The sequence below is a fragment of the Natronococcus sp. CG52 genome (assembly GCF_023913515.1).
GTDB classification, from domain to species: domain Archaea; phylum Halobacteriota; class Halobacteria; order Halobacteriales; family Natrialbaceae; genus Natronococcus; species Natronococcus zhouii.
Genome location: NZ_CP099391.1, coordinates 1,047,239 through 1,066,774, shown reverse-complemented (window position 1 = coordinate 1,066,774; position 19,536 = coordinate 1,047,239). Strand labels below are relative to the sequence as shown.

Below are 19,536 nucleotides of genomic sequence, written 5' to 3'. Positions count from 1 at the left end.
TCGGGAGACCGCGACGGCGCTTCACGCCCCACGGTCTCGAGCGTGAGCGCCGCCGCTCGCTGGACGGCACAACGCGAAAACGATGGTGCGAAGCCGACGCTACAGTTCGGGGACGTTCATGTGGAATCCCTCCGAACGCGACTCGGCCAGACAGAGGTGGTAGCCCTGCTTTCGCGACAGGTTGACGTAGCTCAGCCGCGAGCCGCGGCTGAGGAACCCGCCGCTGGTCGCCCGCTCGACGACTTCGAGCGCGCCCGGCTCGAAGTAACTCGAGGTGACGACGATCGCCGACGCGAGGTCGGGGTAGTTCGCCTTGACCGCCGACGCGGCTTCCTCCATCTCCTCGAGCATCGCCTGCGAGGCCGGCTCCCGGGAGTCGTTCAGGTTCGCGACGAGGAGCGGACTCCCCATCTTGTCGTAGGCGACGACGTCGAAGCCGACCTGATCCGGAACGTCTTCGGTCTCGTCGTCCTCGAGCGAGATCGTGGCGTGGAGTTCGGCGCGGTCGATCATGGGGATCGCGTCGTAGAGGTCGCTCAGCGCGTCCGCGTGACCGGTATCACGAATCTCGTAGAGGACGACCGACGTGAGCCAGTCGACGAACCGGTACTCCATCGACGAGGTGAGCGCCTCCTCGTAGGGGTCGCCGTCGACGACGGCATCGGACTCGTCGAACTGGGTGTGATGCTCGAGGCGCAGGTTCGACTCGACCTCGCCGCGGTCGGCGCCGCCGTCGTGGGCCGTCTCGAGGGTGGGTCGACTCTTCGACGCGTACCGGACGAAGAGGTTCGTCCCGGACAGCGCCTCCTTGCGCGACAGTTGCGCGCCGCCGGCCCGCTCGCGTTCCGTCTCACCGGCGGCGCGGGCTCGCTCGAGCTCCGTCTCGAGTTCCTCGACGCGCGACCGGAGTTTGTCGACGGTCGACGACAGCTGCTGGTTCTTCGAGCGAAGCTGATCGCGTTCGGCCTCGAGTTCCTGGACTTTCGTCCGGAGCGCGTTCCGCTGTTTCTCGAGTTGCTCGAGTTGCTGGCTCGCCTTCGCGCGTCGCTCGTCGTCCGCTTCAGTTGTCGTGGCGTCCGAACGCTGTGTGCGATCGGACTGGCGTTCCGACTGGGAACTCGAGCGTCCGCTCTCGGATTTCGACGGTGACGTCTGCGTTGATTCCGGCCGGGATCGATTCCCGGCAGCGTCCTCTCGCCTGGCCGACCCCGAGCCGCCCGCCGGGGTCGCTGCGTCGCTCGCCTCGGTGTTGTCCGGATCGATCGACGGAATGCTGCGCGTTTCGCGCCACTGCTCTTCTTGCTCGAATCGTTCCTCGAGTTCGGCGTCCTCCGGCTGCTCCCCACCTTCCGAGTCGTCGTCGACCCAGTCGATGTCCTGGCGATCGAGTTCTCTGGCCGCCGCCTCGACCACTTCGGGATCCGGTGACGAGTCCGTTCGCGCGCTCTCGTCGTCGCTCGTTTCGGTGTCCGGTTCGTCGGCGTCCGCACTCGCTTCGTCAGCGTCCGTCTCCGTCGTGGCGTCGTCGGCAGTATCTGTGGGCGAGTCGATGGTCTCGTCCCGTTCGCTCGCCTGATCCGGCCCACTCGATTCCGTCTGCGCGTTCGACGCCCCGCTTTCGGGTGCGGCATCGGTGATCCCGGTCGTCGATGCCTGATCCGCGTCGGTCTCGTCGGCCGTGGTGATTCCCGAAGCGGCGTTCGACGTCTCGCTGTCGGGCGCTGGCGAACTGACCCCCGAACTCGCGGCCGGCGTCGCCGAATCGGTACGCGGATTCGGCGCGCTCTCTCCCTCTGGCTCCGACGGCCGGGGCTCGGTCGTCGGCCGCTCGTCGGTTCCGTCGGTCTCGTCGGTCTCGTCGGTCTCGTTGCTCCCGTTGCTCCCGTTGCTCCCGTCGGTCGACTCCGTCGCGTCCGAGTCGGGTGTGGAGTCATCCGCGCGGGGAACGTCCTCGACCTCGATCTCGACGTCGATCACTTCGTAGATCCCGACCTCGTCGGCCGCGCGCTCGAACGCCTCGTCGCCGGTGAGCAACCGCTCGGCGCTGCCGATGTACGCGGCAGCCATCCGCCGGCCCCCGTAGTAGATAACGTAGTAATCCCCGCTGAGAACGTTCTCGCTCAACTCGACGTAACCGGTGAACGAACTGTTCCGAAGCGTCTCGTCGACCTCTCGGAGCGGGGTCTCGTTCGTGTAGTACTTCGCCCTCGTCTCGCCTCCCTGTTCTTCCATCGCACAGAGCAACGGCAGCGAGGGGTGTGGTGCCTCGTAGCGAGTTCCCGATTCGTTCTCGAAGTCGTCGACGACACCGTCGACGGTGCCGACGATGCGACCGTTGAGCAGAAAGAGCCAGGATCTAGCCGCGGTAACGGCGCCCGAAAAGTCAGAATCGACGAGAGTCCGGAGCCCGTCGTATCCGCCACTGAAGGCACGAGAATCCCATTGTTCGACGCGCTCTTGCGTGCGCGAGTCCATAGTCCAACATGCGGGATCCGGAACAAATACGTTTCGCCTAGATTTTCGACTCCGCGTCCTCGGCCAGTTCCTTCATGCGCTTGCCGATTCGGCCGGCACTCGAGAACTCGTCTTCGCTCATCGCCTTCGCAAGGGCGTTGCCGAGGACGAAGACGGCGTGTTTGTGCTCGCTCTTGGACTTGTGGACGTGTGAGGGGTCAACGTCGAGCTGTCGGTACGGCTCGAACAGTTTCTCGTTGACCTCCTCACGCTCCGAAAAGTATTCCATGATGACGACGAGTTCTTCGTGGAGCTCGAGGAGTTCGTCTTTATGCATAGACGCGTGTAGGAACGGTTTCAATTTAAGCGTTGTGTGCCGAACGGTCGCAAAGCCGGATAGGGGCGCTCAGTCCTGCGATTCCTTCAGTTCGTCGCTGGCGACGTACGAATCGCCAGCCAGGACGAGAATCCAGCCCCCGAACGCGACCGCGGCGACGAACTCAGGGATGGCGAACCACGTCCGGGGGCCCGCCGCGCCGGCTTGAGACAGCAGCCAGCCCAGCCAGGCGACGGGATGGACGATGCCGAGCCAGATGGAGAGCAGGCCGAGTCGTCGCGTTCCGGCGAGCACCTGGCCGGTGCCGTAGAGCCACTGTGCGACCGGCGCCGCGCCGAAGAACGTTACGGCTGCCGCGCCGTGCAGGTAGGTATCGAAGTAGTAGTTCGTGTGGCCGATGAAGAAACCGCCGACGCCGATCATACCGACGAGTGTCACTGCGAGCAGGGCGGCCCCGAGTCGCTCGAGTCGTCGACGGCCCACGATCCAGAGTCGCCAGGCGAACGGGAGTCCGAAGAGGCCGCCGACGATCAGCCCGCCGTTGAACAGCAGGAACGTCCGCGTCCCGGGACGACCCATGTCGGAGAGCGCGCGCTCGCGCCAGGTGAACGTCTCGGGCGCGGCGAGGAGGGTCGCGAGCACGATCGCAGTCAGTGCGACGACCGGTGCTGCGAGTCCGCAGCGAGTCGCGGTGCGTTTCGAAATCCGATATCGGTCGCTGACGCGCACGGAACCGACTCGAAGCTATCGGTACATCAATCTGCCCGTTCGGTACGACTCGAGAAGGACAGCGCGAGAACGGACGGTGGGGAGAGGGCGGGGACGGATCAGTCGGCGTCGACTGACGGATTCCTGTTCCGCTGACCGGCCGGGAACCAGGCGAGTTCGTGGTCAGCGGTGACGCGAACGGCGACGCGCTCGTCCAGGTCGATCCGGTCCGAGTGGTTGTGCATGCACTCGATGGTCTCTCCGCTGTCGAGTTCGACGCGGTAGAGGACTGTCGGACCGAGATAGCGCCGGTAGACGACCGTGCCGTCGGCTTCCGTGTCGGCCACCTCGGTCGGGCAGGCGGTCACGTCGTCCGGCCTGACGAGCAGGTCGACGGTGGTTCCGTCGTACTGTTCGGCGAGCCCGTTGACGTTGTCGCGGAGCACCCGTCCGAGCGCGGTGTCGACGTGATCCCCGTGAACCGCGCCCGAGAGGAAGCTAGCGTGGCCGAGAAACCCCGCGACGAACCGCGACTCGGGCTGCTGGAAGACCCGCTCGGGGGTGTCGATCTGTTCGATATCGCCGCCGTTCATCACGGCGACGCGGTCGGAGATCGACATCGCCTCCTCCTGGTCGTGCGTGACGGAGATGGCGGTGACTCCAGCCTCCTTGATGATCCGGCGGACCTCCTCGCGCATCTCGACGCGCAGGTCGACGTCCAGGTTCGAGAACGGTTCGTCGAGCAGGAGCATCTCCGGCTCGGGCGCGAGCGAGCGCGCGAGCGCGATCCGTTGCTGTTGGCCGCCGGAGAGTTCGTCCGGATAGTCCTCGTCGTGTGCCTCGAGGCCCACGAGTTCGAGCAGTTCCGCGACGCGGGCCTCACGCTCCGGTTCGGACCGGTCCTGAAGGCCGAAGGCGACGTTCTCCCGGGCGGTGAGATGCGGAAATAGGGCGAACTCCTGGAAGACGACCCCGATACCGCGTTCCTCGGCGGGGACGAACCGACCGTTCCCCGCGACGGGGTCGTTCCGGAGGCGGATGTCGCCCTGGTTCGGTTTCTCGAGTCCGGCGATGAGTCGCAGGGTCGTCGTCTTGCCGCAGCCGGACGGTCCGAGCAGCGTGAGAATTTCGCCGTCGCGGACGGAAAGCGAGAGATTCGAGATCACGGTCTCGCTCCCGTAGCGTTTGGCGACGTCTTCGAGTTCGAGGACGACGCCGTCCGTAGTCTGTGGAGGCAGCGACTCCCGCTGCGTTTCGTCGGCCGCCGTCGTGAGTAGTTGTCCGTACCCCATATCGACTCTCCGGCGTCTGCCGGCGCACATTCGATTTAGGTGCGCCTAAAATACTTATAATTGCCGGTCGATTTCTGCTCGACAGGGTTAGAGTTCGATACCGCTCGGGATCAGACTGTGTTTTCGGAGGAGGTTCCCCTCCTCGTCGTAGACCAGGAACGTCTGCTTGTCGTAGCTGACGAACTCGTCGCCGTCGAGCATGATCTCGATCTCGTACCGGCCCTCGTCGTCCGGTTCCTGCTCACCGTAGCCGCGGGCGGCCCGGATGAACTTCAGGACGTCGTTGGCCTTCTCGTTGAGTTCGAGGACGAACTCGCCGGTGGTCCGGTTGGCCAGACTCACGACACCGTCGGTGTCTGAATCGAGCGACCCCTGCAGCCGAAGCGCGGCGTCGGTTTCGCTGCCCTCGAGAATCTCGCCGTCGGGTCCGGCCAGGCGCTCGCGGAGATCCGTCGCTGGGCCGGTAAAATCGATCGATACTGACGGCTTCGCCGGTTCGCCATCGGTTTCGACCCAGTCGACATTGCTGACATCTAGCGTGAAGTGCTCGCGCCTCATTCCGTACCATGGCTTGGCACTCCCACCGTATGAACGTAACGCACGATTAGTCACATTTCCAAAGTGTCCGTCGATCGGTGTGAGTCTCACGAGCAATCGCGGTATCTGTCACCGTTCTACTAACATATAGAGAGTCACTCATCTTTCGAACGACTTGTCGGACACCCTCGAAGCGATCGAACCACGCGGCTATTTGTGATTACCCCGTCAGTCCGTAGCGAACGATTTTTCCGCGCACGCGCTCTCGAATCGACCGAGATGGACCGTCGAACGACCGTCCGGGAGACGTACGACCGAATCGCGAGTCACTTCGCCTCGACCCGCGAGTACGCCTGGCCGGAAGTCGAGCGCTTCGTCCGGGATCACGGGGTGACCGCTCGCGGCGGCTCCGTCGGTCTCGATCTCGGCTGTGGCAACTGCCGTCACGCCGAACTGCTGGCCGACGCAGCGGCGCTCGAGCACGTCGTCGGCCTCGACGTGAGTCGCGGGCTGCTCGAGACCGGGCGGGCACGGGCGCTCGAGCGCGAGTTCGACGTCTCGCTGGTCCAGGGCGACGCCGCGGCGCTCCCGCTGGCCGACGATGTCGTCGATATCGCCGTCTACGTCGCGACGTTGCATCACCTGCCGACGCGGGATGCCCGTCGGGACAGCCTCGACGAACTCGCCCGTGTGCTTGCCCCCGACGGGCGAGCGCTCGTCAGCGCCTGGTCGACCGCCCACGACCGCTTCGACGAAACCGAGGGGTTCGACACGACGGTCGAGTGGACCCTCCCCGGCGGCGAAGCCGTCGATCGCTTCTACCACATCTACGCGCCCGACGAGTTCGAGGCGGACCTCGAGGCGAGCGCCCTCGCGGTGCTCGAGTGGGAACTCTCGAGCGGGAACTGTTACGCGACGGTGGCCGGTTCGGAACGGTGAGACGTGCGGCCGATACCCACCGATCGGATCGAAAAGGAAGAGCCTTAAACGAGGAGCGAAAACCGGAGAGTGCGCGCGGATGGTCTAGTGGTAGGACCTGAGCCTTCCAAGCTCATGGCCCGGGTTCAAATCCCGGTCCGCGCATTTCTGCTGCGAGCAACACCGCGAGCAGCAGAAATCGTACGAGGGATTTGAAGTAGAGAAGTCGCAGCGCGTGAGCGAAGCGAACGCGACCGTCTTCGCGTGGTCCAAGTCCCGGTCCGCGCACCGTGGTCAAGAGAGCGTGGTTTCCCAGTTATCGCCGCTGACCAACCCACGGTCTCCGCGGCACAGCACTACTCGAGCGTATCCTCGGCCGAAGAACTGTCCGTACGACGGGGTGGATCGAGGATGGTCACCTGGCCGCACTGATGCGCTGCGATCTCGTACCCGAGCCACTCGAACACCACGCAGCCCTGCCCGTCGAACGAATGGAAAAGCTGGTCCAGGGCCTCGGCGTCGATGGCGCTGTAGAGGGGCGGATGGAGTTCGATCGGGGAGACGCCCTCGAGTTCGGCCACCTGCTCGACGATGGCTTCGAGAAAGTCGGGAGCGTTGTCGGTTGGTTGCTCGTGAAACGCTGAGGACACAGGAGATACTTACCAAGCAGCAGTTAAATGTTTTCTGGCGATAGTAGCGAAATTTGTTTATATGCAGTTAAAGGCTGATCTAGCCCTACGATTTATTGCAGAAATACGTCTGGGGAGCGAAAACGTGCTGTCTCTTCTGCAGGGGTGCGCAGAGTCGGCGTACGATGTAATCGAAGAAAAAACCGGCCGGTGAACGTTCCACCGAGCTCAGCCGTACGTCGCCTCGAGGGACGATGCGATCTCGTGGACGACGGCCGGGTCGTAGGTCCAGAAGCCGGCGAACTCGTCCAGATCCCACTCTTCGGCGAGCAGAGCGCAGGCTTGCCGGTCGTCGCCGCCGCCGTCGAACGCGAGCAGCCAGAAATCTCCGATCTCGTCGTCGGCGCCGTCGACCGTGTGGATCGTCATCCCGTCGGGATTCGGGGAGGAACCGTCGGCTTGCCCGTAGACGTGGATCTCGAGGTCCGTCTCCTCGGTCAGTCGCTCGTAAATCGGGAGCTGGTGGTGCAGTAACGACAGTCGCTGGAAGCCGACGTGTAGCGTCCCCTCGCCGACGCGCCACGCTCGATCCTCGATCTCCCGGCTCGTCGCGAGGAGCTGGCGGCGATCGAGTGAGTACCACACCGTGTCGTCGAGGATCTCGAGCAGAATTCGATACTCCGCGTCCGCGAACGCCTCGTCCCACGGCCGATAGATCGGCGGCTCGAGGAACTCGCGAACCTCCCGCAGACCGATCGAGGCGGCGAACCCGTTCGCGTCCCGGATGACGAGAAACCCGTCGTCCCGAGACACCGACGGAAGGGGCGCGTGCGTAACAGAGACGACCCGGGTCTCGAACTGGTCGACGATGTCGGGCTGGGGACTCGACGCGTACACGGTGATCGTCCGCTGTGTGCGCTCGAAGCGATCGAAAATCTCACGAAGCGTCATCGGGTTCCTCCCTGCGCATGCGGTAGCTCACCTGACATGCTTAGGAACTGGTTTCGGTGAGGCAGGCCAGCCGAACGAACGATCGCGTCGCTGGCGGACACGGAGCGAGCGAGAGGGTGTCTGTCACCTCGTCGTACCTGACGACGTCGGCCTCGACCATCACTGGAACGTGACGGTGGCGGAGATTCAGGTGGACCCGATCTCGGGTTTCACGGCCAACCATTCCGTGCTCCGACGCTCACGTCCAGCCGGTGACGACGTCGGCGACTTCCTCCAGCGACGCGGTTTCGTGCTCGAGCAGAAAGTACAGCGCGTACCGACGATTCCGGTTTCGAAGCACGGAGAACGCGTCGTCGATCACGTCTCGATCGGTATAGGACCGATCCGAGGCGGACCGGTTGTTATTCATTCACACGATTCACTACGCTCGAATCGCGGGTTATGCCTTCCCTTGCATTCGCTACCCCTCTTCGGACCGGTTCACTCCTCGAGCGGCGGCGGCGCCAGCCGATCGGTGAGATCGAACACGGTGGCGAAGACGAGCCCCAGAACGGTGCCGAACACGAGGTGTCCGACGAGGCTCTCGACGGCGAAGACGGGGAACTCGCCGGCCGGGTCGGCACCGAGAGCCTCGACCCAGGCGGGAAGAACGACCACGGGAAGGATCGCCCAGATCGCCAGCCCGAAGACGAACCCCGCAGCGACGACGCGGATCCAGACGCTGGTTCTCGAGAGGGCGTCGGTCTCGACGGTCATCCGCAGCGTTCCGAGGATGAACTCGCGCGTAACGAGAAAGGCGAAGAGCACGCCGAGTACGATCCCGTGAGCGACGTGAATCCCCCAGCCGACGATACCGACGAGATCCAGCCCGTAGATCGCTGGAATGGCCACTTCGACGACCGCCGGATCCAGGGCCGAAATGAGTGCCCCGAACGCGATAGCGCCGATCGCGCCGCCGATCGCGCCGCCGAGTACCCACCCCGTACTTCCTCCGATTCCGGTCTCGGCCGTCTCGCTCTGTTCGGTGCTCATGGTGAGGGGTGCTCCCACGAACAGCGGCAAAAAGACCTACCCGAAAAGCCTAGCTCGAGATTCTCCTGGAAAGCGTACCCCGCCGAGTCGCACGAAATCGACGCCGATACGTGGCCCTTCTAGTACCGCCCGAAACGGTTCACACCCGCGGTGCGATCGGGTGTGCACTGGCTTTCAGGGGCTACTATAGTATCCGGCACGTAGACGGCGGTGTGAAGTACGAACTGCTGGGGTGGCCGCCCGACGGGCCGAAACTGCGTCTCGATCACGAACGGTTCAGCTACGCCGGGAAGTTCGTCATGACGAACACGGGAAAGGCGGTCGCTCGAGACGAGCGCGGAACGATCGTCGGAGCCGTCGCGTTCAACGAGGACCGCACGGATGAGGGGACCCTCTGGCTGCGCTACGTGACCGTCGCAGGCGATCGTCGCGGCAACGGCATCGGGCCAGCGCTCGTCCGTCACGTCCGCGAACACGCCACCGAACGAGGGTACGACCGCCTCCGCATCGCGGTCAACAACCCGTTCGCCTACGAGGCGCTCTACCGAGCCGGCTTCGGCTACGCCGATGAGACGACGGGAATCGCCGAACTGATCCTCGAGCATCCCGACCCCCTCGGAGAATCGAGCGACGAGCTCTCGAGTCGCGACCGGTACCAGGCAGGTCTCGACGAGTTTCGGGACCGGGATCTCTCGAGCGAGGAAGTCGACTTTCTCGAGTCGAGGGCCGACCGCGGACCGCCCGAACGAGACCGCACGACGAACGAACAGCCGCGCGACGAGTGAAACAGCAGACTGGAACTACCGGACCGACAGACCGCAGTGGGTCGGTCCTCTCACCGGCGCGCAGTGCCGCGGCGAGCGGCAGCGAGCCGCGGCTCGAAGCGCGAGGGACGAGCGAGCGTTCGCGAACGCGAGCGAGTCGGCTGGGGAGGACGTGGAATCCCTGGTGTTCGTGTGAGTCGCTGTTCTCGAAGCCGTCGGTTACGATACTGTACCCGAAGTCACTACGCCGATCTCGAAGTCCGTATTCGGCTATCGGAATCTCGAGCGGGAAGCCAACGATTCAAATCCGAGACGCTCCAAGGACCGGTAATGGGTAACGCTGCACTGCGGGACATCGCGGTCATCGAGGACGTGCCGTTCGACGAGATCGAGGGGACCATCGCCGTCGACGCCCACAACTGGCTCTACCGCTACCTGACGACGACGGTCAAGTGGACGTCGAGCGAGAAGTACACGACCGCCGACGGCACCGAGGTGGCGAACCTCATCGGCATCGTCCAGGGGATCTCGAGGTTCTTCGAGCACGACGTCACGCCGGTGATGGTGTTCGACGGCGGCCCCTCCACGCTGAAAGAAGACGAGATCGAGTCCCGTCGCGAGCAGCGACGGAGCTACGAGGACCAACTCGAGACCGCCCGCGAGGAGGGCGACCAGGTGGCCATCGCCCGGCTCGAGTCCCGCACGCAGCGGCTGACGCAGACGATCCAGGAGACCAGTCGGGAGCTGCTCGAGTTGCTCGACGTCCCGGTCGTCGAGGCCCCCGCCGAGGGCGAGGCTCAGGCCGCCCACATGGCCAAGCGCGGCGACGCCGACTACGTCGGCTCGGAGGACTACGACGCGCTGCTGTTCGGCGCGCCGCTGACGCTCCGCCAGCTGACGAGCAAGGGCGACCCCGAACTCATGGACCTCGAGGCCACCCTCGAACACCACGAGCTGACGCTCGAGCAGCTGATCGACGCCGCGATCCTCATCGGGACGGACTTCAACGAGGGCGTCTCGGGAATCGGCCCGAAGACGGCGCTCAGCGAGATCACCGAGCACGGGGATCTCTGGAGCGTCCTCGAGGCCCGCGGCGACACCGTGGAGTACGGCGACCGGGTCCGCCAGCTGTTCCGCGACCCGAACGTGACCGACGACTACGAGTTCGATCCGACGATCGACCCGGACCTGGCGGCCGCGCGGGAGTACGTCGTCGAGGAGTGGGGCGTCCACGCCGACGAGGTCGAGCGCAGCTTCGATCGGATCGAGGAGCACGCTACGCAGACGGGGTTGGACCGCTGGACGTGAGTGGTCGCGATAGCGCTCTCACTCCCACTGTTTCACCAGACAAACAGTAGTAAAATGCGTCTCGAGTCGGATTCGAGGAAAGACGCCAAAAGCGAACGCGCTTGCATGGTACGCCATTTCATACCGCCACGGTTACGACGGTGGGGTTTCCGTGAGAAATCCACCTCCCGTTCGGGAAGCGATAGCAGACGATCGACGCGAAACGTTATCCGGGGCATAATAATCCGTCTATCGGAAATAGCCGTGATCGGGTGATTGCCTATGTCCGAACAGACTGAACGCGGTAATTCCCGCACCGAGCCGAACGACGGTCGACCGCCGGAAGAAGAGCCGCGCGGTCGGCGGTTCGCCCCCGGAGCGTGGATGGCCTCGACAGTCGTTCAGACGATCGTCGTACTCGTCGGCCTCGCAGTCGTGCTGTTCGCCGTCGGACAGGCAGTCGGCGCCGACCTCCTCGGGATGATCGGGGAGGCGCTCGCGACCCACACCGGTCAGTGGCTCGCGGTGGCGGTGATCGCACTGATCGTCGTCGGCGCCGCACTGCGAGCGATGAGTCTCACACGACCCCGTTGGTAACTCACACGCAACCGACACGACGCGATCCGATTCGACGTAGCTCACCCGATTTTTTGAACGAGACGAATCCGCCCGGACAGCAGTGGCCGCGGAGTGATCGAGAAACCCCGGTCGCAGCGGATCGCGATCGCTTAGAACAGGTGCTTCTCTTCGTCGAGCAGCCGTGCGGGACCGCCGACGTCCCAGACGGTCGTCGAGACGCCGCAGTCCGAGACTTCCTCCTCGATCCGGTCGACGTGCTCCTCGGTCGTGTTGACGTAGACGCTGGCGCCGGTGTCGGTCGAGAAGTAGACCGGGATATCCTCCTCCTCGCGGAGCTTTCGCACCGCGTTGAAGATGGCGAGCGTCGCCGGCTGCCAGTAGACCCACCCCTCGGGGCCGGTCATCGTCGTCGCGGCGAGCGAGAGCGAGTCGTGTTCGGCGAGTTCGAACGCCCGTTCGAAGTCGTCGTTCCGGAGGGCGTCGCGCATCTCGGCGATCTGCCCGTGGATGTGGGCGTTGCGGGCCTGAAACATGTGGCTGTCGGCGGCCTCGTCGTGGGCGTCCTCGGTCTCCTTGTGGTAGGGAACGAGACCGACGACGATCTTCAGGTCCTCGTGAAGGTCGCTGGAGAGGCGCTCCGATCGACAGTCGTCGTCGTTCAGCCCGGTGTGAAGCTGCGAGAAGGCGCCGGTCACCGCGCGGGAGGCCGAGGCCGAGCCGACGCGAGCGATCGTCGAGATCGTCCCCCGGTCGGCGTCGAGTTCGGCCGCCTCCGCGAGGGCCATCGCCGCGGCGGCGAAGCCCGACGAGGAGGAACCCAGCCCGACGTTCGTCGGAAAGCTGTTCTCGCTCTCGAGGCGCACCGGGTACACCGTGTGGGCGGCGTCGGAGAGGTCTCGCGCCTTCTCGACGACGGCGTCGACGCGCTCCGCGGCGCGACCGTCGAGTTCCTCGCCGTCGACGACGTAGGTGTCCCCGTCGTACTCCATCGAGAACTCGACGGTCGTCCGGGTGTGACTCGGGGCCGTACAGACGCTGATGCTGTCGTGGTATGGGAGACGCTCGATGTCGTCGCGCATCCCGTGATACTTGACGAGTCCCTGGATCGGGTGGGCGATCGCGGTCGCTTTCATACCCTGATAGGTGGCTGAGGGCCGCTTAAAACTCACGGCATCCGGGTGCCCGTCGGTTAGCCGGTTCGATCCCGGTGTGTCGCGCCGTCTTCCCGTCGAACCGAACACCTGAAATGGACGCCATCGAAAGGGACGCGTAATGGGAACCCCTCTCGAGAGCCGCGAGGAACAGGCCGCGGAGGTCGTCGACAGACTCGAGTCCGAGTACCCCGACTCGACCATCTCGCTGCGGTACTCGAATCGCCTCGAGTTGCTGATCGCGGTGATCCTCTCGGCGCAGTGTACGGACGAGCGCGTCAACCAGGAGACGAAACGCCTCTTCGAGAAGTACGACGGAGCCGAGGAGTACGCGGCCGTTCCGGAGGAGGAACTCGCCGAGGATCTGAACTCGATCACCTACTACAACAGCAAGGCGGGCTACATCAAGAGCACCTGCGAGACGATCCTCGAGGAGCACGACGGCGAGGTTCCCGACACGATGGACGAACTGACCGAACTCTCCGGCGTCGGCCGGAAGACGGCCAACGTCGTGCTCCAGCACGCCCACGACGTCGTCGAGGGGATCGTCGTCGACACGCACGTCCAGCGTCTCTCCCGACGGCTCGGGATCGCCGAAGAGGAGCGACCCGAGGCGATCGAACGGGAGCTGATGGAACTCGTCCCCGACGGCTACTGGCAGCAGTTCACCCACCTCTGTATCGACCACGGGCGCGCGGTCTGTACGGCCCGGAACCCTGACTGTAGCGAGTGCGTGCTCGCCGACGTCTGTCCCTCCGAGAAGGGGGATAGCGAGATCGACCTCGCCTCCGGCGAACCCTGGTAGCCGGCGCGTCGCCCGCGAGGTTTCGTCGCCGTCCGTTGCAAGCCAAATCCCTTTTCCGAAACCGACGGAATCCCCTGCTAGAATCACCATGTCCGACAACAGCGACGAGACCGGAAAGGACGAGCACGGTCGGGACGTCGAACTGACACACGAGGACACGGACGCCGACGAGGAAGAACAGGAGTTGACGGAGGAGGAAAAAGAGGCCCGCGAGCGGCAGGACGAGGAGCAGCGACGACAGGACATCGAACACAAATCCGACGACCGGGAGGACGACGCTCGAGAGCACGTCAATCCGGATAATCACCGGGACGAAGAGCCGTTCAACGGCTAACGAGTTCGTTCGACGCCCGAAGCGACCATCTCTCTCCCGTTCACCCGGCTGGAATCCGGTCAGACTCCGTTTTTTGCCGTTCACTCCGCTCGAGAATCAGTTCTGAGGTCCGCGTACGCAGGTCACAGCACGGTGGTCACCGCTCCTCGAGCGACGCCGTCGGAGCGACCAGCGTCTCGAGCGTTCCGTCGACGCCGATACCGACCGGCGAACCCACCGGAGCCGTTCCGACCGATCGGCCGTCGACGACGAGCGTCACCGCCCCCTCGTCGCGTTCGACCGCGAGTTCGACCGCGTCGTCGGGGAGTACCCACCGCTGCGTTCGGGTGGCGAACGGCCCGATCGGGGCGACGGCGACGGCGTCGACTGACGCCGAGAGCGAGGGTGCGTTGACGGCACTGGCGTAGCCCTCCGTTCCGGCGGGCGTCGCGACGACGACGCCGTCCGCGCGAAACGAGTCGACGGGATCGCCGCCGCTGCGGACGCTGTACTCCGAGATTCGAGCAGGTTCGTCCGTCACCAGCGTCGCGTCGAACAGGGCGCGGTACGTCGCTCCCTCGAGTTCGACGCCGAGAACGGGGCGGGCCCGCGTCCGCGCGTCTCCCGCGAGCGCGACCTCGAGCGCCTCCGGAAGTCGATCGACGGGGACCGACTCGAGTCCATCGACGTCGCCGACGGGAAGGACCGGCGTTCCCGTTCCGTTCCGTGCGACGTCCGACAGCGCCGCTTCGCCGGCTACGACCAGCAGCGACGGCTCCGCGGCGAGGACGCCCTCGAGCGAGCCGCTGACGGTCGTCGCGTCGGCGTCCGAGAGGCCGGCCTCGAGGGAGTCGACGGCGCCAGCGAGCGTCTCGCTGGCCGCCGTTTCGCGATCGACGACGCCGACGACAGCTCCGTCGTCACCCGGACTCCACGCGGCATCCATGCTCGCCAGTTCACGCGGCCGGTCCAAAAGGATACGGTTGTTCGCGAGCGGGGCGTCAGGTATCGTACGGCCAGTCGCCGGTGATCCGCATCCCCTCGGCGAGGTCCTGGGCCTCGAGGTCGTCGACGATCTCCTCGGGCGAGCGGCGTTCGATAGCGGTCTCCTGGCTCGCGAGCGTGACGACGAGATCCGTCAGGAGGATCGCCTGCTCGCGGAGGTCGCGCTGCTCGAGTTTGTCGAGCGTGTCGGCGACGGTGTGGCCCCAGCCGCGGCCGACCTCGTCGGAGGTCGACATGACGTGATAGCCCGGCACGCCCCACTGGACGAACGGCCAGTGGTCGCTGTGCGGGCCGAGCCGGGGGACGGTTTCGATCGGGTGGCCGTACCGATCCGCGACCTCGTCGGCGGCGTCCTCGAGGTCGTCGAACCCGTGCGTGGTGAACTCGAGCGTTCGACCCCGGACGACGCCGTCGTTGTTGACGATCGCCTCGATCGAGTCGTGATCGGTCTCGTCGGCGTGATAGTTCGAACCGACCAGCCCGACCTCCTCGGCGCCGTAGGCGACGAACTCGACGCGCGTCTCGAGGTCGTCCTCGCGGCCGGCGAGGGCGTTCGCGAGTTCGACGACCATCGCGGTGCCCGCGCCGTTGTCGAGGGCGCCCTCTGCGATGTCGTGGGCGTCGACGTGGCTCGTCACGAGCACGCGCTCGTCGGTGTCGGGCCCGAGTTCGGCGTGGACGTTCTGGCTCTCGGCCGGGTGGACGTCGGCGTCGACCGAGACCGTGACGTCCTCGCCGTCGAACCGGCGGGCCAGGCGCGCCCCGACCTCGCTCGAGACGCCGACGGCCGGAATGTCACCGATCGGGTCCGCCTCAGTTCCGACGCTGCCGGTCGGCGACAGACAGCCCTCGACGTGGTTGCGGTAGACGAAGCCGACGGCGCCGTTGTCGACGGCGTGGTAGTACTTCTCCCGGCGGTGGACGTACCGATCGTAGTAGTTCGGAATGTCGCTGCGGACCATGACGACCGCGCCCTCGACGTCGGTCTCCTCGAACTCCTCCGGCAGGCCGTAGCCGAGGTCGATCAGCGGCGCCTCGACGCGGTCGGCGGGACTTCGGGGCAGCGCGATGCAGTCCTGGCTGGTTTCGCCGGCGAGAATCGAGCTATCGCCGCGGCTCCAGCCCTGGACGTCGAACGACTCGAGTCGGGCGTTCCGGGCGCCGGCGTCCTCGAGCGCGTCGCGGGTTAGCTCCGCAGCTTCGCGCTCGCCCTCGCTGCCGGCCATGCGGTCGCCGATATCGACCAGGCCCTCGAGGTGATTCCAGCCGACGGTACTGGTGAACAGTTCACCGATCCACGTGGACATGCGCGAACCGTGGATCTACCGTCGGGTAACAGTATCGGCTTCGTCGACGCCCGGCCCCGGTTCCGCGCGAAAGGGGCGAGCGATCGGGCGAGGTTCGCGATCCCGGAAGAGACAGGAATAACTGAATCTTTTTTACCCCGCTCCCACTCGAGGGTGGTATGCGGGAGACGCTTGCCGAGTGGCGGCCGGCTATCGACGAGGCGATCGCCGATCTCGTTCCGCGCGAGGTCGACCCCGACTACCTCGAGGGGTTCTTCGGCGAGCCGACCTACGAGTACGACTCGGCGGGGATCCAGCGAGCGCTGGCGGACCCCCTCTGGGAACTGCTCGACAGGGGCGGGAAACGCTGGCGCGCGGTACTCTTTCTGGTCTTCGTCGACGCCTTCGGAGAGGAGCCGGCCGACTACCTGCAGTACGCCTGTATTCCGGAGATTCTGCACAACGGGACGATCATCGTCGACGACGTCGAGGACGAAGCCTCGATGCGCCGCGGGGGGCCGGCGCTGCACCACGTCTTCGACGAGGACGTCGCGCTGAACGCCGGCAACGCGATGTACTTCCTGCCGCTGAAGATCCTGACCCGGGACCACGCCGATCTCCCGGCGGACCGACGGCTGGCCGCCTACGAGATGCTGATGGACGAACTCAACCGGACCCACCTCGGCCAGGGGATGGACATCTGCTGGCACAACGAACGCGAGGTTCGGGTCACGCCCGAGCAGTACCTCGAGATGTGCGCGTGCAAGACCGGCTGTCTGGGACGGATCGTCGCGCGACTGGCGGCGATCATCACCGACCAGCCGGCAGACGTCGAGGAGGCCGTCGCCAGCTACGCCGAACTGACCGCGGTCGCCTTCCAGATCGGCGACGACATCCTGGACGTCGAGAATTCGCTCGGCCGCGCCGGCGAGTTCGGCAAGGAGTTCGGTAACGACGTCCGCGAGGGAAAGAAGACGCTACTCGTGATCCACGCCATCGACGAGACCGACCCGGAGACGTCCCACCGACTCCAGGAGATCCTCGAGGACGACGAGAACACCGACGAGGAGATCCTGGAGGCGCTCTCGATCCTCGAGGAGGCCGACAGCATCGACTACGCCCGCGAACGCGCGCTCGAACTGGCCGCCGAGGCCCGGGGAGAGATCGACGGCCTCGACTTCGATCCGGAGACCACGCGCAAACTCGACGAGTTCACGGAGTTCGTCATCGACCGGGACGTCTGACAGAAGTCGAGTAGGCTTCACCGGACCTAACGCCCCTTCACAGAGCGGAGAGAACGTGATAGCGGAAGTTCAGCTATCACTCGGTGTGGCTCACATTTCGGGCCGTCTGCCGGAGAGACAATTGCGGAAGGAGTACACCGGTACTGAGAAGAACTGCTGAACCCGCCCACAGCGGAAGGTCGTACCGCCGCCCGAGTCTGTTCAACACGAGAAGTGAGAGGGGGACGAGTACGAAGATTGCAATCGAGATCACACGATTCTCTCTCGAGACCACAGTCAGTGTGACCAATATACGAGTATAACAGTTCCGCGCAGTGTACACGCTGCACGCGACGGATAATCCACCCCGAATTAGTCTCGAGACCGAGCGGCTGTTACTAACGGTTACAGGGACCTCGTGCGTTCGGAGAGTGACTGATCCAACTCTACGACTGTCGTTCTGTCAGACGAGTAGGATTAGGTACTACATCCTGGAGATCGTAGGCCCGGTATGGCCGACCACTCGGCGGCTACCGACGGGGCGACCACCTCGAGTCCCTGGCCCGTCCTCGTCGCCGTCGGACTCGTTCTCTCCGAGCTCGGGGTGTTCGTCGATCTCTTTCCGATTGCAGTCGTCGGAATCGTGCTCTTCGTGGCGAGCGTCACCGGCTTCGTCGCCGAATCGGGACACGTCTCGAGTCCGTGGCCGCTCGCGATCGGTCTGGGGCTCGTCTTCGTCGCGCTGGGTTCGCTGCTGTACGCCGTTGGAACCGAACTCGTGACCGTCGCCGGCAGCGAGCAACTGTTCGGCCTCGTAACCCGCGGCGTCGCGATCGCCGTCGCCGGCGGCGTCACGATCGTCGGCGCGATCGTCTTGCGGTACCGAAACGCCCGACACACGGATCAACCATGAGCAGAAGCGCATTCGACGCCGAAGTCGCGCTCGACCTCGCAGTCAACCTGATCCCGTTAGCGATACTGCTCTTCTTCGTCGCGATCTTCGCCGCGTTCAACCCGTGGGGATTCGACCCCCTCCGATCGGGAATCCAGTTCGCCATCCTGCTGTCGATGGCCGGGGGACTCACGCTCGCGACCTACATCGCGGCGCGCGTAATCGAGGGCGACGAGCACACGCGGGGCGAGACGCCGGAGTCGCAGTGACGCCACACACTGTCGGCCGCAACGGGTTACCGGGACAACCGCGAACCGTCTTGCGGTTGTCTCGAAAACGGCTTCCGGTCGACAGTATCAGTTGACGATGAGGACAAATCCGGCCAGCGCCATCATGAGGGCGATCCCGACGAGCAGCATGCCGAACAGTTCCTTTTCCTCCATACCCGAGTAGACGCGAGAAACCGACAAAAGTCTATAGCACGTCGGCGAACCGTCGACCGTGACGACCGACGCCGACCGAAACGCCGGTCGAACGCTCGAGGGGCGGCGCATCGTGCTCACCCTCGGCCTCGCGCTCGTCCTCGCGACGGCCGTCTTCGGGGCGCTCCTCGGCTACGCGCTTCCCGTCCAGAGCGGCCTCGAAGAGGTTACCGTCCTCGGAATCACGTTCGTCGTCTCGCCGGCGACCTTCGCCCTCTACGGCGGCGTGTCCGTCGGCACCTTTCTGGCGACCCTTCTGTTCGTCGTGAGGGGCGTGTCCCGGTTCGACGAGCACGCGCTCGAGTGAACCGGCACGGATCTCGTACACGCCCCGGGAGAAGGTATTAGCCGCGGCGAATCGTCGTGGAGAACATGAGCGGATCGCCCCTCACGCTCCAGCGAGCCGACGATACCGCGCTCTCTTACGTTGAAACCCTGCTGGAGGAGAACGGCTTACCGTCGGCGGACGTGCGGACGAAGCCCGAGCGGTTCTACGTCGGGTACGACGGCGACGACGACCGGGTCGGTATCGGGGGTGTCGAAATTTACGGAACCGACGGGCTCCTCCGATCGGTCGTCGTCGAACGATCGGAACGGGGGAAGGGATTCGGAGCGACGATGTGTGACGCGCTGGAGGCGGAAGCTCGAGCCGGCGGCGTCGAGACGCTTTACCTGCTCACGACGACCGCTCCCGAGTTCTTCGCTACCCACGGATACGCGGCGATCAAACGGACCGACGCTCCCGCCGCTATCCGGCAAACCACCGAGTTCGAGGAGCTCTGCCCCGCGACGGCCGCCTGTATGAAGAAATCCCTGTAGTCCGGACCTCGCCCGCGTAATCGGCACGTCCTCGCTTCCCCTCGAGGCGCTCCGCGTCGGTCAGACGGGCCG

General features: G+C 65.1%; 22 protein-coding genes, 1 tRNA gene and 1 pseudogene. 12 read left to right on the top strand and 12 right to left on the bottom strand.

The window, feature by feature from the left end:
• Positions 1 to 99: 99 nt before the first annotated feature.
• The 5 genes from NED97_RS05540 to NED97_RS05520 all read right to left on the bottom strand — a co-directional run bounded on the left by NED97_RS05540 (position 100) and on the right by NED97_RS05520 (position 5,349).
• Complete coding sequence (locus NED97_RS05540; protein WP_252489727.1) at positions 100 to 2,475, bottom strand: DUF7527 domain-containing protein; 2,376 nt, start codon at positions 2,473 to 2,475, stop codon at positions 100 to 102.
• Between the two features lie 37 nt (positions 2,476 to 2,512).
• Positions 2,513 to 2,791 (bottom strand): UPF0058 family protein, encoded by a 279-nt coding sequence (locus NED97_RS05535; protein ID WP_252489726.1) that lies wholly within the window; start codon positions 2,789 to 2,791, stop codon positions 2,513 to 2,515.
• 69 nt (positions 2,792 to 2,860) lie between these two features.
• Positions 2,861 to 3,520, bottom strand: a complete 660-nt coding sequence (locus tag NED97_RS05530; protein ID WP_252489725.1) for a DUF998 domain-containing protein — start codon at positions 3,518 to 3,520, stop codon at positions 2,861 to 2,863.
• Positions 3,521 to 3,618: 98 nt separating this feature from the next.
• Entirely contained in the window at positions 3,619 to 4,791 is a 1,173-nt protein-coding gene (locus NED97_RS05525; RefSeq protein ID WP_252489724.1) for an ABC transporter ATP-binding protein, read from the bottom strand.
• Between the two features lie 87 nt (positions 4,792 to 4,878).
• The gene (locus NED97_RS05520; protein ID WP_252489723.1) at positions 4,879 to 5,349 is read right to left on the bottom strand and encodes a DUF5793 family protein; all 471 of its coding nucleotides are present in this window, start codon (positions 5,347 to 5,349) and stop codon (positions 4,879 to 4,881) included.
• Positions 5,350 to 5,607: 258 nt separating this feature from the next.
• Here NED97_RS05520 and NED97_RS05515 point away from each other — a divergent pair, with 258 nt between their 5' ends.
• Complete coding sequence (locus NED97_RS05515; RefSeq protein ID WP_252489722.1) at positions 5,608 to 6,267, top strand: class I SAM-dependent methyltransferase; 660 nt, start codon at positions 5,608 to 5,610, stop codon at positions 6,265 to 6,267.
• Positions 6,268 to 6,340: 73 nt separating this feature from the next.
• A tRNA-Gly gene (locus tag NED97_RS05510) sits at positions 6,341 to 6,411 on the top strand.
• 191 nt (positions 6,412 to 6,602) lie between these two features.
• Here NED97_RS05510 and NED97_RS05505 read toward each other — a convergent pair.
• The 4 genes and pseudogenes from NED97_RS05505 to NED97_RS05485 form a co-directional block, all read right to left on the bottom strand.
• Positions 6,603 to 6,896 (bottom strand): HalOD1 output domain-containing protein, encoded by a 294-nt coding sequence (locus tag NED97_RS05505; protein ID WP_252489721.1) that lies wholly within the window; start codon positions 6,894 to 6,896, stop codon positions 6,603 to 6,605.
• A gap of 207 nt (positions 6,897 to 7,103) precedes the next feature.
• Positions 7,104 to 7,826, bottom strand: a complete 723-nt coding sequence (locus NED97_RS05500) for a DICT sensory domain-containing protein (RefSeq protein WP_252489720.1) — start codon at positions 7,824 to 7,826, stop codon at positions 7,104 to 7,106.
• A 40-nt stretch (positions 7,827 to 7,866) separates the two neighbouring features.
• A pseudogene (locus NED97_RS23450) lies at positions 7,867 to 8,235 on the bottom strand (DUF7344 domain-containing protein).
• 71 nt (positions 8,236 to 8,306) lie between these two features.
• Complete coding sequence (locus NED97_RS05485) at positions 8,307 to 8,858, bottom strand: hypothetical protein (protein ID WP_252489717.1); 552 nt, start codon at positions 8,856 to 8,858, stop codon at positions 8,307 to 8,309.
• 212 nt (positions 8,859 to 9,070) lie between these two features.
• Here NED97_RS05485 and NED97_RS05480 point away from each other — a divergent pair, with 212 nt between their 5' ends.
• The 3 genes from NED97_RS05480 to NED97_RS05470 all read left to right on the top strand — a co-directional run bounded on the left by NED97_RS05480 (position 9,071) and on the right by NED97_RS05470 (position 11,506).
• A complete protein-coding gene (locus NED97_RS05480) occupies positions 9,071 to 9,643 on the top strand; it encodes a GNAT family N-acetyltransferase (RefSeq protein WP_252489716.1) in 573 nt (190 codons plus the stop codon).
• A gap of 309 nt (positions 9,644 to 9,952) precedes the next feature.
• On the top strand, positions 9,953 to 10,930 hold the full coding sequence (fen, locus tag NED97_RS05475) for a flap endonuclease-1 (protein ID WP_252489715.1): 978 nt from the start codon (positions 9,953 to 9,955) through the stop codon (positions 10,928 to 10,930).
• A gap of 261 nt (positions 10,931 to 11,191) precedes the next feature.
• The gene (locus NED97_RS05470; protein WP_252489714.1) at positions 11,192 to 11,506 is read left to right on the top strand and encodes a hypothetical protein; all 315 of its coding nucleotides are present in this window, start codon (positions 11,192 to 11,194) and stop codon (positions 11,504 to 11,506) included.
• Positions 11,507 to 11,637: 131 nt separating this feature from the next.
• Here the strand turns inward: NED97_RS05470 and mvaD are convergent, their stop codons facing one another.
• Positions 11,638 to 12,621 carry a phosphomevalonate decarboxylase MvaD gene (gene mvaD, locus NED97_RS05465; protein WP_252489713.1) on the bottom strand — a complete coding sequence of 328 codons (984 nt, stop codon included), beginning with the start codon at positions 12,619 to 12,621 and terminating at the stop codon, positions 11,638 to 11,640.
• Positions 12,622 to 12,760: 139 nt separating this feature from the next.
• On the opposite strand from mvaD, the gene nth reads away from it, so the two are divergent.
• Both nth and NED97_RS05455 read left to right on the top strand, forming a co-directional pair.
• Positions 12,761 to 13,444, top strand: coding sequence for an endonuclease III (gene nth / locus NED97_RS05460; protein ID WP_252489712.1), 684 nt, complete (start codon positions 12,761 to 12,763; stop codon positions 13,442 to 13,444).
• Positions 13,445 to 13,532: 88 nt separating this feature from the next.
• Entirely contained in the window at positions 13,533 to 13,778 is a 246-nt protein-coding gene (locus tag NED97_RS05455) for a hypothetical protein (RefSeq protein ID WP_252489711.1), read from the top strand.
• 136 nt (positions 13,779 to 13,914) lie between these two features.
• Here the strand turns inward: NED97_RS05455 and NED97_RS05450 are convergent, their stop codons facing one another.
• Together NED97_RS05450 and NED97_RS05445 are read right to left on the bottom strand one after the other, a co-directional pair.
• A complete protein-coding gene (locus NED97_RS05450; protein ID WP_252489710.1) occupies positions 13,915 to 14,703 on the bottom strand; it encodes an NAD(+)/NADH kinase in 789 nt (262 codons plus the stop codon).
• A gap of 55 nt (positions 14,704 to 14,758) precedes the next feature.
• A complete protein-coding gene (locus tag NED97_RS05445; RefSeq protein WP_252489709.1) occupies positions 14,759 to 16,069 on the bottom strand; it encodes a M28 family peptidase in 1,311 nt (436 codons plus the stop codon).
• A gap of 158 nt (positions 16,070 to 16,227) precedes the next feature.
• Here NED97_RS05445 and NED97_RS05440 point away from each other — a divergent pair, with 158 nt between their 5' ends.
• The 5 genes from NED97_RS05440 (at position 16,228) to arsN2 (ending at position 19,464) form a co-directional block, all read left to right on the top strand.
• Positions 16,228 to 17,292 (top strand): polyprenyl synthetase family protein, encoded by a 1,065-nt coding sequence (locus NED97_RS05440; RefSeq protein WP_252489708.1) that lies wholly within the window; start codon positions 16,228 to 16,230, stop codon positions 17,290 to 17,292.
• A 490-nt stretch (positions 17,293 to 17,782) separates the two neighbouring features.
• Positions 17,783 to 18,184, top strand: a complete 402-nt coding sequence (locus tag NED97_RS05435; RefSeq protein ID WP_252489707.1) for a DUF7541 family protein — start codon at positions 17,783 to 17,785, stop codon at positions 18,182 to 18,184.
• Positions 18,181 to 18,432: a DUF6684 family protein gene (locus tag NED97_RS05430; protein WP_252489706.1), complete on the top strand. Its 252-nt coding sequence runs from the start codon at positions 18,181 to 18,183 to the stop codon at positions 18,430 to 18,432. The genes NED97_RS05435 and NED97_RS05430 overlap by 4 nt, the downstream gene beginning before the upstream one ends.
• A gap of 232 nt (positions 18,433 to 18,664) precedes the next feature.
• Positions 18,665 to 18,952 carry a DUF7520 family protein gene (locus NED97_RS05425; protein ID WP_252489705.1) on the top strand — a complete coding sequence of 96 codons (288 nt, stop codon included), beginning with the start codon at positions 18,665 to 18,667 and terminating at the stop codon, positions 18,950 to 18,952.
• 65 nt (positions 18,953 to 19,017) lie between these two features.
• Positions 19,018 to 19,464 (top strand): arsenic resistance N-acetyltransferase ArsN2, encoded by a 447-nt coding sequence (gene arsN2, locus NED97_RS05420; RefSeq protein WP_252489704.1) that lies wholly within the window; start codon positions 19,018 to 19,020, stop codon positions 19,462 to 19,464.
• The last annotated feature ends 72 nt before the right edge of the window (positions 19,465 to 19,536 follow it).

What these genes read in the sequence shown, in the direction of transcription:
- NED97_RS05540 (WP_252489727.1), bottom strand. Translation starts at nt 2,475, where the DNA reads ATGGACTCGCGCACGCAAGAGCGCGTCGAACAATGGGATTCTCGTGCC.
- NED97_RS05535 (WP_252489726.1), bottom strand. Translation starts at nt 2,791, where the DNA reads ATGCATAAAGACGAACTCCTCGAGCTCCACGAAGAACTCGTCGTCATC.
- NED97_RS05525 (WP_252489724.1), bottom strand. Translation starts at nt 4,791, where the DNA reads ATGGGGTACGGACAACTACTCACGACGGCGGCCGACGAAACGCAGCGG.
- NED97_RS05520 (WP_252489723.1), bottom strand. Translation starts at nt 5,349, where the DNA reads ATGAGGCGCGAGCACTTCACGCTAGATGTCAGCAATGTCGACTGGGTC.
- NED97_RS05515 (WP_252489722.1), top strand. Translation starts at nt 5,608, where the DNA reads ATGGACCGTCGAACGACCGTCCGGGAGACGTACGACCGAATCGCGAGT.
- NED97_RS05500 (WP_252489720.1), bottom strand. Translation starts at nt 7,826, where the DNA reads ATGACGCTTCGTGAGATTTTCGATCGCTTCGAGCGCACACAGCGGACG.
- NED97_RS05485 (WP_252489717.1), bottom strand. Translation starts at nt 8,858, where the DNA reads ATGAGCACCGAACAGAGCGAGACGGCCGAGACCGGAATCGGAGGAAGT.
- fen (WP_252489715.1), top strand. Translation starts at nt 9,953, where the DNA reads ATGGGTAACGCTGCACTGCGGGACATCGCGGTCATCGAGGACGTGCCG.
- NED97_RS05470 (WP_252489714.1), top strand. Translation starts at nt 11,192, where the DNA reads ATGTCCGAACAGACTGAACGCGGTAATTCCCGCACCGAGCCGAACGAC.
- mvaD (WP_252489713.1), bottom strand. Translation starts at nt 12,621, where the DNA reads ATGAAAGCGACCGCGATCGCCCACCCGATCCAGGGACTCGTCAAGTAT.
- nth (WP_252489712.1), top strand. Translation starts at nt 12,761, where the DNA reads ATGGGAACCCCTCTCGAGAGCCGCGAGGAACAGGCCGCGGAGGTCGTC.
- NED97_RS05455 (WP_252489711.1), top strand. Translation starts at nt 13,533, where the DNA reads ATGTCCGACAACAGCGACGAGACCGGAAAGGACGAGCACGGTCGGGAC.
- NED97_RS05450 (WP_252489710.1), bottom strand. Translation starts at nt 14,703, where the DNA reads ATGGATGCCGCGTGGAGTCCGGGTGACGACGGAGCTGTCGTCGGCGTC.
- NED97_RS05445 (WP_252489709.1), bottom strand. Translation starts at nt 16,069, where the DNA reads ATGTCCACGTGGATCGGTGAACTGTTCACCAGTACCGTCGGCTGGAAT.
- NED97_RS05440 (WP_252489708.1), top strand. Translation starts at nt 16,228, where the DNA reads ATGCGGGAGACGCTTGCCGAGTGGCGGCCGGCTATCGACGAGGCGATC.
- NED97_RS05435 (WP_252489707.1), top strand. Translation starts at nt 17,783, where the DNA reads ATGGCCGACCACTCGGCGGCTACCGACGGGGCGACCACCTCGAGTCCC.
- NED97_RS05430 (WP_252489706.1), top strand. Translation starts at nt 18,181, where the DNA reads ATGAGCAGAAGCGCATTCGACGCCGAAGTCGCGCTCGACCTCGCAGTC.
- arsN2 (WP_252489704.1), top strand. Translation starts at nt 19,018, where the DNA reads ATGAGCGGATCGCCCCTCACGCTCCAGCGAGCCGACGATACCGCGCTC.